This is a genomic window from Streptomyces sp. A1136 (assembly GCF_004795055.1).
Taxonomy (GTDB): Bacteria; Actinomycetota; Actinomycetes; order Streptomycetales; family Streptomycetaceae; genus Streptomyces.
This window is the reverse complement of sequence record NZ_SSBJ01000009.1, coordinates 205,694-216,449: the sequence shown is the minus strand read 5'-3', so window position 1 is coordinate 216,449 and position 10,756 is coordinate 205,694. Positions and strand designations below refer to the sequence as shown.

At 73.7% G+C, this 10,756-nt stretch carries 7 protein-coding genes; 1 reads left to right on the top strand and 6 read right to left on the bottom strand.

Features of this window, described 5'->3' with window-relative positions:
* The coding region (locus E6R62_RS11795; protein WP_136213295.1) for a DUF6350 family protein at positions 1 to 1,875 on the bottom strand (1,875 nt) is incomplete at its 3' end.
* Positions 1,876 to 1,994: 119 nt separating this feature from the next.
* Between E6R62_RS11795 and E6R62_RS11790 the strand changes: the two genes are divergently transcribed.
* Entirely contained in the window at positions 1,995 to 3,518 is a 1,524-nt protein-coding gene (locus tag E6R62_RS11790) for a transcriptional regulator (RefSeq protein ID WP_136213294.1), read from the top strand.
* 77 nt (positions 3,519 to 3,595) lie between these two features.
* On the opposite strand, the gene sucD is transcribed toward E6R62_RS11790, so the two are convergent.
* The 5 genes from sucD to E6R62_RS11765 all read right to left on the bottom strand — a co-directional run bounded on the left by sucD (position 3,596) and on the right by E6R62_RS11765 (position 10,665).
* A complete protein-coding gene (gene sucD, locus E6R62_RS11785; protein ID WP_136213293.1) occupies positions 3,596 to 4,486 on the bottom strand; it encodes a succinate--CoA ligase subunit alpha in 891 nt (296 codons plus the stop codon).
* A gap of 21 nt (positions 4,487 to 4,507) precedes the next feature.
* Positions 4,508 to 5,686, bottom strand: coding sequence for an ADP-forming succinate--CoA ligase subunit beta (gene sucC, locus E6R62_RS11780; RefSeq protein ID WP_136213292.1), 1,179 nt, complete (start codon positions 5,684 to 5,686; stop codon positions 4,508 to 4,510).
* A 276-nt stretch (positions 5,687 to 5,962) separates the two neighbouring features.
* Complete coding sequence (locus E6R62_RS11775) at positions 5,963 to 7,072, bottom strand: VWA domain-containing protein (protein WP_136213316.1); 1,110 nt, start codon at positions 7,070 to 7,072, stop codon at positions 5,963 to 5,965.
* A 162-nt stretch (positions 7,073 to 7,234) separates the two neighbouring features.
* Positions 7,235 to 9,562: a DUF5682 family protein gene (locus E6R62_RS11770; RefSeq protein WP_136213291.1), complete on the bottom strand. Its 2,328-nt coding sequence runs from the start codon at positions 9,560 to 9,562 to the stop codon at positions 7,235 to 7,237.
* Entirely contained in the window at positions 9,559 to 10,665 is a 1,107-nt protein-coding gene (locus E6R62_RS11765; RefSeq protein ID WP_136213290.1) for an AAA family ATPase, read from the bottom strand. Before E6R62_RS11765 ends, E6R62_RS11770 begins: the two co-directional genes overlap by 4 nt.
* Between the last annotated feature and the right edge of the window lie 91 nt (positions 10,666 to 10,756).

Below are 10,756 nucleotides of genomic sequence, written 5' to 3'. Positions count from 1 at the left end.
GGGAAGCACAACCGGCCCCGGGACGACCGCCTGCGACGCCCCCGGCACCAGCTCCGCCGCCACGACCGGCACGCCGGACACCACCGACACGCCGGACCCACCGGGAACGGCCGCCACGGGTGGCTCCGACGGAGCGTCGGGGATGGGAAGCACAACCGGCCCCGGGACGACCGCCTGCGACGCCCCCGGCACCAGCTCCGCCGCCACGACCGGCACGCCGGACACCACCGACACGCCGGACCCACCGGGAACGGCCGCCACGGGTGGCTCCGACGGAGCGTCGGGGACGGGAAGCACAACCGGCCCCGGGACGACCGCCTGCGACGCCCCGTCAGCGACCGCGCCCGGCTCGACGGCATCGGGCTCGACGGCACCCGGCCCGGGGGCACCCGGCCCGCCGACACCCGGCTCCGCCAAGGGGGGCCCGGCCTCCCCCGGCTCCGCCCCACGCGACTCGGCCGCGACCGGCTCGACCGCACCCGCGCCCCCCGTCGGCGAAGCCACCATCGGGACGGCCGCCTCCTTCAACACCGCCCACCGCAGCTCCCGTACGCCCGAGTCGTGCCACTCGTCCGCCACGTGCACCGCCCGCGCCCCCCTCACCGGCCGGACCCGCCACCCGTGCACCGCCACGGCCACCGGGACCGCCAGCACCGCCGCCCACACCACCGCCGCGCCCCCCACCTGCCACCACACCGGCCCGAACCGCACCAGCTCCCGCGACCCCAGCGGCCCGGCCGACACCGCGGTGAGCCCCGCCATCAGCACCCCGCACACCACCGCCCCCAGCGCCGCGGTCCACGCCGTCTCCCCGTACGAGACCTCCCGCGCCCGCCGCACCGCGAACCATCCCACCGCCAGCCCCGCCACCACCGGCACGGCAAGGGCCGCCCACGTCAGCGGAGTCCCCGGCCCCACCCCCGGCATGGCCTCCAGCAGCGGGAACCTCGGCAGCGCCGCGTGTGATCCGACGGAGCCGAGCGGTGTCACCGTCGCCCCCGCGCCCAGCGCGAAGCCCGGCCCCAGACCGTACGCGGCGCCCCACACCATCGCGTTCGGCACGAGCGTCACCGCCAACAGCAGCACCGCGAACCTCCCCGACCACACCCCGGTCAGCCCCAGGAACGACCCCCGCACCTCCGCCCCGTGCCACACCAGCGACGCCCCGACCAGCAGCACGCCGCCGCCCAGCAACACCAGCGCTCCCGCCGCGCCCGAGCGCAGCGCCAGCTCGTAGCGGGGGCGCGCGATGGCCCTCCGCACGCCCCCCGCCAGCCGCGCCGGCACCCATCCGGGGAACTCCCCGAGCGGCCTCCCCCGTGCCGCCCACACCCCGCCGGCGGCGGCCAGTACGGCGACCAGCGGCACGTGCCACGCCGCGCTCAGCGGGTCGGCCGGCATCGGGCCGCCTGAGGCGTACACCGTCGCCAGCGCCCCGACGCCGAGGTACCCGCAGGTCACGGCCGAGAACACGACACCGGCCGGCAACACCTCGTCATCGCCTTGTCCGTCACCCTGGGCGCTGCCCAACCGCGCGGCCCGCCGCACCAACAGCACCGGCAGCGCCACCAAGAGGAGCGGCGTCACCCCGACGGGCGAGGGCACTCCCGACAGCGTCTCGTAGCGCACGAGTTCGGTCCCGTGGGCGAGCAGCCACAACCCCGCCGCGAGGTGCAGCGCACCACCGGGGCCGCTGTCGGGATAGGGGGAGCTGATCCACAGCACGATCACGAGCACGGCCAGGAAGCCGAGCCCCAGTCCTGCGGCCACCGCGCCGCCGAACACACACGCGGCGGCCGCGGGCGAGCGGCGGCGCCGTACGGCGGCAGGCGGGACGGTCGGCAACGAGGTACCGCGTTCGGTCACTTGGGTCACCCCGCCATGGTGCCAACGACACGCGCTATGGGCGGGTAACAGGCGAATGTCCGTGGTGTCGCTCAATATACGTTTATGTACTTTTTCGCGCAGAGCTACCGGGTCGCGGGGAGAGTGGCATGACACAAGGCGACGGAACGACCTCCTCCCCGGACGAGGCCGACCTCCCCTCCCCCCAGGAACGCCGAAGGCTGCGCGAATCCGCCGAACTGACGCACGGTGAGGTGGCGGCGGCGGTGGGGGTCAGTCCTGCCACGGTCCGCTCGTGGGAGTCGGGCCGGACGCAGCCGCGCGGCCGCAAACGCAAGGCGTACGCCCGGTTCATCACCCGGCTCGCGGCGGCCGGACCCACCGACGGGCCCGAGGACGGAGCCGAGGCGTCCGAGGGCGCGAAGGCCGCCGCTCCCGCCGCCGTACGGGTCTCCCCCGCGCCCGCGCGGCCGATCAGCTCACGCAAACGGCCCAAGGCGGCGGCGAAACGGGCCGCGAAGCCGCCGGCCGACTCCTCGCGCCACGAGAGCAGGACCGGCGGCGGGACCGGCGCGGACCACACCCCGCCTCCCCCGGAACACGAAGCCGACCCGCAGCCGCGACCCGAGCCGCAACCCGAACCGGCGGCCGATCCCGCGCCCGTCGCCGGCACCGACACCGACACCGACACCGACGCGCCGACCGTAGAGGCCGATACGCCGACCGCCGCAGCCGACGCACCCCCCGCCGAGCCGCCCGCCCCGGACCCGCCCGCCCCGGACCCAGCCGGCGCCGAAGCCGCAGCCGAAGCCCCGGCCGAGGCTCCGGCCGAGGTGGAAGACCCCGTCGACCCGGGTCCTTTGACTCCCGCTCAGGCCTTCGACGCCCTGCACTCCTACGCCGCCCCGGCCCTCGTCCGTCAGGCGTACCTCCTCACCGGCCGCCGCTCCCTCGCCCTGGAGGCCGTCGACAAGGCGTTCCTCCAGGCCTGGGCACGCTGGCCCGAGGTCGCCACCGACCCGGACCCGGTGGGGTGGGTGCGCGCGGTCGCGTACGAGTACGCCCTCTCGCCCTGGCACCGGTTCCGCAGGGCCTTCCGCCACCCCGACAAGGCCCCCGCCGAACCCGCCGACCGGATCACGATGGACGCGCTGCTCGCGCTGCCCACCGCGTACCGCCGTGCCGTCCTGCTCTACGACGGCGTCGGCCTCGACCTGCCCGACACGGCCGCGGAGATCGAGGCGTCGACCCCCACGACCGGGCTGCGCCTCCTGAACGCGCACGCCGAGCTCACCGCCCGACTCCCCGAACTGGACGGTCTGCCGCCCGCCCGCCGCTCGGCCCGGCTGCGCGAACGCATGGGCTCGGTCCGCCCGGCCGTCTGCCTCGACCCCCGCCCGGCAGCGGCCGTACGCACCTCCTGTGAGCGCCGCTCCCGGGCGCTGAGCCGGGCGGCGCTCGGGCTGACGGCGGTGATCGCGGTCGCGACGGCGTACACGGCGACCACGTCCCCGAGCCAGTACATCGCCCCGATCGCACCGGGTACGAGCGTGTCTGGGGTGCCCCCGCTCAGCGGACCACAACGGTTCACCGAGCGGAGCAAGGAACTGCACGACCGGCTCCATTCGGACCCGGCGGCCGGTCCGGCCCGCCTCGCCCCGAAGATCGAGTGACGCGGCGGCGGACACGGACAACGGGCGTGGCCCGCACCCCGGAGGGTGCGGGCCACGCCCGTGCTTACGGTGACTGCCTACTGCGCGGCGTTCAGGATCTCGCGCGCCAGCTTGGCCGTCTCGGTCGGCGTCTTGCCGACCTTCACGCCCGCGGCCTCAAGGGCCTCCTTCTTGGCCTGTGCGGTGCCGGAAGAACCGGAGACGATGGCGCCGGCGTGACCCATGGTCTTGCCCTCGGGGGCGGTGAAGCCCGCGACGTAGCCGACGACCGGCTTGGTGACGTTCTTCGCGATGAAGTCCGCCGCACGCTCCTCGGCGTCGCCGCCGATCTCGCCGATCATGACGATGAGGTCGGTCTCGGGGTCCGCCTCGAACGCCGCGAGGGCGTCGATGTGCGTGGTGCCGATGACCGGGTCGCCACCGATGCCGACGGCGGAGGAGAAGCCGATGTCACGGAGCTCGTACATCATCTGGTAGGTCAGCGTGCCGGACTTCGACACCAGACCGATGCGTCCGGGCTTGGTGATGTCGCCCGGGATGATGCCGGCGTTGGACTGGCCGGGGGTGATCAGACCCGGGCAGTTCGGGCCGATGATGCGGGTCTTGTTGCCCTTGGCGGTCGCGTACGCCCAGAAGGCGGCGGAGTCGTGCACCGCGATGCCCTCGGTGATGACGACGGCCAGCGGGATCTCGGCGTCGATGGCCTCGACGACGGCGGCCTTGGCGAAGGCCGGCGGGACGAAGAGGACGGAGACGTTGGCGCCCGTCTTCTCCATCGCCTCGGCGACCGAGCCGAAGACCGGGACCTCGGTGCCGTCGAAGTCGACGGTGGTGCCGGCCTTGCGCGGGTTCACGCCGCCGACGATGTTGGTGCCGTCAGCCAGCATCAGCTTGGTGTGCTTCATGCCCGTGGCACCGGTCATGCCCTGGACGATGACCTTGCTGTCCTTGTTGAGGAAGATAGCCATGTGAGTCTTTGACCTCTGCCCTTACTTCGCAGCCGCGAGCTCGGCGGCCTTGTCGGCCGCGCCGTCCATGGTGTCCACGCGCTGCACCAGCGGGTGGTTGGCGTCCGAGAGGATCTTGCGACCCAGCTCGGCGTTGTTGCCGTCGAGACGGACGACGAGCGGCTTGGTGACCGCCTCGCCCTTCTCCTCCAGCAGGGCCAGCGCCTGGACGATGCCGTTGGCGACCTCGTCGCACGCGGTGATGCCACCGAAGACGTTGACGAAGACGGACTTGACGTCCGGGTCGCCGAGGATGATCTCGAGACCGTTGGCCATGACGGCGGCGGAGGCGCCACCGCCGATGTCCAGGAAGTTGGCGGGCTTGACGCCGCCGCGGTTCTCGCCGGCGTAGGCGACGACGTCGAGGGTGCTCATGACGAGACCCGCGCCGTTGCCGATGATGCCGACCTCACCGTCGAGCTTGACGTAGTTGAGGTTCTTCGCCTTGGCGGCGGCCTCCAGCGGGTTCGCGGCCGCGTGGTCCACGAACTCCTCGTGGCCCGGCTGGCGGAACTCGGCGTTCTCGTCGAGCGAGACCTTGCCGTCGAGCGCGATGACGTCGCCGTTGGCGACCTTCGCGAGCGGGTTGACCTCGACGAGGAGCGCGTCCTCGGCGATGAAGGTCTGCCACAGGGTCACGAGGACCTCGGCGACCTTCTCGGCGACCTCGGACGGGAACTTCGCCTGGGCGACGATCTCGCGGGCCTTCTCGATGGTCACGCCCTCGTTGGCGTTGACCGGGACCTTCGCGAGGGCCTCGGGGGTCTTCTCCGCGACCTCCTCGATGTCCATGCCGCCCTGCACCGAGGCCATGGCCAGGAAGGTGCGGTTGGTGCGGTCGAGGAGGTACGAGACGTAGTACTCCTCCAGGATCTCGGGAGCGGTCTCGGCGATCATCACCTTGTGGACCGTGTGGCCCTTGATGTCCATGCCGAGGATGTCCGTCGCCCGGGCGACTGCCTCGTCCGGGGTGGCGGCGAGCTTGACGCCGCCGGCCTTGCCTCGGCCGCCGACCTTCACCTGCGCCTTGACGACCGACTTGCCGCCCAGCCGCTCGGTGGCCTCGCGAGCCGCCTCAGGCGTGTCGATCACTTCACCGGCCAGCACCGGTACACCGTGCTTGGCGAAGAGGTCCCTCGCCTGGTACTCGAACAGGTCCACGCGCGTCCGTCCCTTGTCTTCAAAGATTCGCAGTGATTCGCGGTTGTCTGCTATCTGCGTGGGCGTGCCGCGGAGGGCAACGTGACGGCGCTGTCACAAGGAAGGCGCACACGGTGACCGTGGACGCGGCATGTCCGTCTCGCAGGTTATCCCCGTGGGACGTGCGTCCCTAAATCGCGGCTCCCACCTGAGCGGTGATACCTGTCACAGATCGCCTCACGGTTGAGCTGCGCGTTCGTACGATCCGCCGAGTTCCGGTCGGGGCCGGCGGGGCGCTCACGGCACGGGCAGCGGCCTCTTCTCCAGCGCCGCCGCCATCACGTCGGGGAAGAGGTCCGGGGTGCAGGCGAAGGCGGGCGCGCCGAGCGCGGCCAGGGCCGCGGCGTGTTCCCGGTCGTAGGCGGGGGCGCCTTCGTCGGAGAGGGCGAGCAGGGTCACGAACTCGACTCCGGCGCCCTTCATCGCGGCCACCCGCTTGAGCATCCCCTCGCGTATGCCGCCCTCGTAGAGATCACTGATCAGGACCACGACGGTGTCGGCCGGTCGGGTGATCTTGGACTGGCAGTAGGCGAGGGCCCGGTTGATGTCGGTGCCGCCGCCGAGTTGGGTGCCGAAGAGCACGTCGACGGGGTCGTCGAGCTGGTCGGTGAGGTCGACCACCGCCGTGTCGAACACCACGAGCCGGGTGGCGATCGCGCGCATCGAGGCGAGGACCGCGCCGAAGACGGAGGCGTAGACGACGGAGGCCGCCATCGAACCCGACTGGTCGATGCAGAGGATGACCTCCTTCTTCACCGACTGCGCCGCCCGGCCGTATCCGATCAGCCGCTCGGGGACGACCGTGCGGTACTCGGGCAGGTAGTTCTTGAGGTTGGCGCGGATGGTGCGGTCCCAGTCGATGTCCCGGTGGCGGGGGCGGCTCACCCGGGCGGAGCGGTCGAGGGCTCCGGTGAGGGTGGCGCGGGTTCGGGCGGCGAGGCGCTTCTCCAACTGTTCGACGACCTTCGCCACCACGACGCGGGCGGTCTCGCGGGTCGTCTGCGGCATGGCCTTGTTGAGGGAGAGCAGGGTGCCGACGAGATGGACGTCCGGTTCCACCGCCTCCAGCATCTCCGGCTCCAGCAGCAGGGCGGACAGGCCGAGCCGCTCGATGGCGTCGCGCTGCATGACCTGCACCACGGAGCCGGGGAAGTACGTCCTGATGTCGCCGAGCCAGCGGGCGACCTGCGGCGCGGACCCGCCGAGCCCGGCCGAGCGCTCCCCCGCCTTCCTGCGCGCACCGCCGCCGCTGCGGCCGTAGAGCGCCGTGAGCGCGGCGTCCATCTCCGCGTCCCGCCCGGAGAGCGCGTGTCCGGTGCCCTCGCCGTCTCCTCCGCCTAGCACCATCCGCCACCGCCGCAGCCGCTCCCCCGCGTCCGCCGGCCGCCCCGCACTGATCTCCACCTGTCCGTCCCCCTCGTTCCTTGTCCCGTGCCGTGTGTCCCGTTGTCGCACTGCCCCACCCCTCGGCTCTCACCGCCGACCCCCTCCGTCCGGCGGCGCCGGGCGTCAGCCGGCGCCCACCGCCGCCCCGATCGCCCCGGTCGCCTCCGCCGCCCTGGCGAGCAGCACGCGGACCAGGTCCGCCGCCGCGTCCGCGCGGACGGGGTCCAGCTCCGGCCCGAAACCCTCGGGCGCCGAGCCGGGTCCGGTCGGCCGGCGCGCCCCATCGGACGGTCCCCGCCGGACCAGTTCGCCGAGGGCACGCTTCACGCCCGGCTCGTACGCCCCGAACGTCCGGCGCAGCAGGGGCAGTACGTCGATGAAGGCGTTCGCCGGCACCGACACCAGCCAGGTGTCGATCAGGCCCAGCAGCCGTTCGTCGTGGACCAGCAGGGTGCCGCCGCCCGCGCTGCCGCCGACGAAGCCCTCGATCCAGCCGGCCGCGTCGGCGGGAATGGCCGCCGGGGACAGCGCGAGCCCCATCAGCCGGGCGGTCTCCTCGGGCGGGAGGCGGCCGTCGTCCAGCAGCAGGCGGGCGGACCGACCCCGGATCAGCCCGGGCACGGTGTCCCGGCCGGCCAGCGTCCGCAGCACCGCCGACCAGCGCTCGCGCAGCCCCTCGTCGGCGTCGGCCAGCAGGGCGATCGCCCCGTGGACGGCGTCGACGTGCCCGCGCAGCTCCGCCGCGGCGTCGGCGTCCAGCCCGGCCGCACAGGCGGCCGGCAGGGCCACGCATATCCGCTCCGCGAGCCCGGCGGCGACAGTGCCGAGCGCCTCGGCGTCGGTGCCGCGTACGTCCCCGTACCGCAGCGAGCGGGCCAGCGCCGGCAGCGCTTTGGCGAGGCGCGCCACATCGGTGTCCAGAGCGGCACGGTCGGCGAGGGCGCGCAGTACGGCGGGCAACGCCTCGGACAGCCCGGCGAGCAGGCACCGTTCGGCGAGGGCGGTGACCTCGCCCAGTTCCCCGGCGTCCGCTGCGAGGGCCTCGGCGCGGGCGGTGGCCGCCCCCAGGACGGTCGTGCCCCAGATCCCGGCCTCCGCGACCCGCACGGACAGCTCCGGTTCCCAGCGCAGCCGCCAGGTCTCGCGGAAGGTGCCGGTGCCGGCGCGGGAGGCGGCGGGTATCCCCCAGTCGATGCCGAGCAGCCGCAGCCGGTGCAGGAGCAGGGACTTGGCCCCGTCGGTGTCCTTGCGCAGGTCCAGCTCCAGCTCGCGTTCCTGCGCCTCGACCTTGAGGCGCAGGGACCGCTGTCTGCGGGTGAGGTCCCGTTGGAGGGGTACCACGGGCGCCGCGTCGGGGACTTCGCCCAGCACGTCCCCGACCACCAGACGGTCGTGGATGAGGGCGAGCGGTACGTCGGAGCCGTCGCACATGACCGCCCGGACCGCCTCCAGGGTTTCGGTGAGGCCGGCAACGGGTCGCCCCCGCACGGCGGCGAGGGTCTGCGCCAGCCGGACCGCCTCGATGACGTGGGCGGAGGAGACCTGTCGGTCCTCCTCCCGGAGCAGGCCCGCGACCTTCGTCAGCCAGCGCTCGACGGGCCGGTCGCGGGCGGTGAAGAGGTGCGCGTACCAGCCGGGCGAGGTGATGCCGGCGCCGTAGCCCGCGGCGCGGGTGAGCCGGCGGTGGGTCCAGGGCACCCAGGTGGTCTCCACCTTGATCCTGGGCAGTCCGCCGAGCAGCGCCTTGTCGGCGGTGGCCGTGGTCGGGGCGCGCAGGGCCGGGACGTGCCATGCCCCGCAGACCACGGCGTAGTCGTCGCCGAACTCGCGGCGCGCGGCCCGCATGCGCTGCCGCATGTACGCCTCGCGCACCAGGTCGCGGTGGTTGGCGCAGCCGTACTCCTCGCGCAGCGCCCCCATCGCCTCGCCGAGTGCGCCGAACACGGCCAGGGGGTCTTCCCGTACGGCGTCCCGGTGCTCGACGGCGTCCTCCCACCAGCGCTCGGGGTCGTCGTACCCGGCGCTCTCGGCCAGCACGGCGAGCGGGTCGATCCGGACGGCTTCGTCCCGCGCCCCCTCGTCCCGCGCCTCCTCGTCGCGCGCCCCCTCGTCAGGCGTCGCGGCCAGCGAGTGCGCGGCGGGGAGGTCGATGAACCGGACGGGTACCCCCCGGTCCTGGGCCCAACGGATGGCGACCCATTCGGGGGAGAACCCGGCCAGCGGCCAGAAGGCGGCCCGGCCCGGATCGTCGGCCGCGTGGGCGAGCAGGGCGACGGGCGGCCGCATGCTCGGGTCGGCGGTGAGCGGCAACAGCGCGTCGCCTTCCGGCGGCCCTTCTATGAGCACCGCCGACGGCCCGGCTTCGTCCAAAGCGGCCCGCACGGCGCGGGCGGAGCCCGGTCCGTGGTGCCGGACCCCCAGCAGGAGGGGGCCCTCGGCCCGGGGGTTCATACCGTCACCTCCCGGCAGGCGCGGTAGAAGTCCTTCCAACCCTCCCGCTCGCGGACGACGGCTTCGAGGTACTCCTGCCAGACCACCCGGTCGGCGGCCGGGTCGCGGACGACTGCGCCGAGGATGCCGGCTGCCACGTCGGAGGGGCGCAGGACGCCGTCCCCGAAGTGGGCGGCCAGGGCCAGGCCGCCGGTGACCACCGAGATGGCCTCGGCGGTGGACAGCGTGCCGCTGGGCGACTTGACCTTGGTGCGACCGTCGCCGGTGACGCCGTCGCGCAGCTCGCGGAAGACGGTGACGACGCGGCGGATCTCCTCCAGCCCCTCGGGCGCGGCTGGCAGGTCGAGGGCGCGCCCCAACTGGTCGACGCGGCGGGCGACGATGTCGACCTCGGCGTCGGCGGTGGCGGGCAGCGGCAGCACCACGGTGTTGAAGCGGCGGCGCAGCGCGCTGGAGAGCTCGTTGACCCCGCGGTCGCGGTCGTTGGCGGTGGCGATGAGGTTGAAGCCGCGCACGGCCTGCACCTCCTGCCCGAGCTCCGGTATGGGGAGCGTCTTCTCGGACAGGACGGTGATGAGGGTGTCCTGGACATCGGCGGGGATGCGGGTGAGTTCCTCGACGCGGGCGGTCATGCCGTCGGCCATGGCGCGCATGACGGGGCTGGGGACGAGCGCATCACGGCTCGGGCCGTGGGCGAGGAGGCGGGCGTAGTCCCAGCCGTAGCGGATGGCCTCCTCGGGTGTGCCGGCGGTGCCTTGGACGAGGAGGGTGGAGTCCCCGCTGACCGCTGCGGCGAGGTGTTCGGACACCCAGGTCTTGGCGGTGCCGGGGACTCCGAGGAGGAGGAGGGCGCGGTCGGTGGCCAGGGTGGTGACGGCGACCTCGACGATGCGGCGCGGTCCGACGTACTTGGGTGTGATCACCGTGCCGTCGTCCAGCGTGCCGCCGAGCAGGTAGGTGGCGACGGCCCACGGGGAGAGCTTCCAGCGGGTGGGGCGGGGCCGGTCGTCGGCGGCCGCCAAGGCTTTCAGTTCGTGCGCGAAGGCGTCTTCGGCATGCGGTCGCAGTGCCTCTGCGCGGTGTTCGGTCCCGGTCGTGACCATGGTCCCCCTCCAATGCTCGGCAGCCGCTCCCGACTGCTGACACCACGGTGCACCACGGCACTGACAACGCCCCTAGCTCACAACGTCGTTG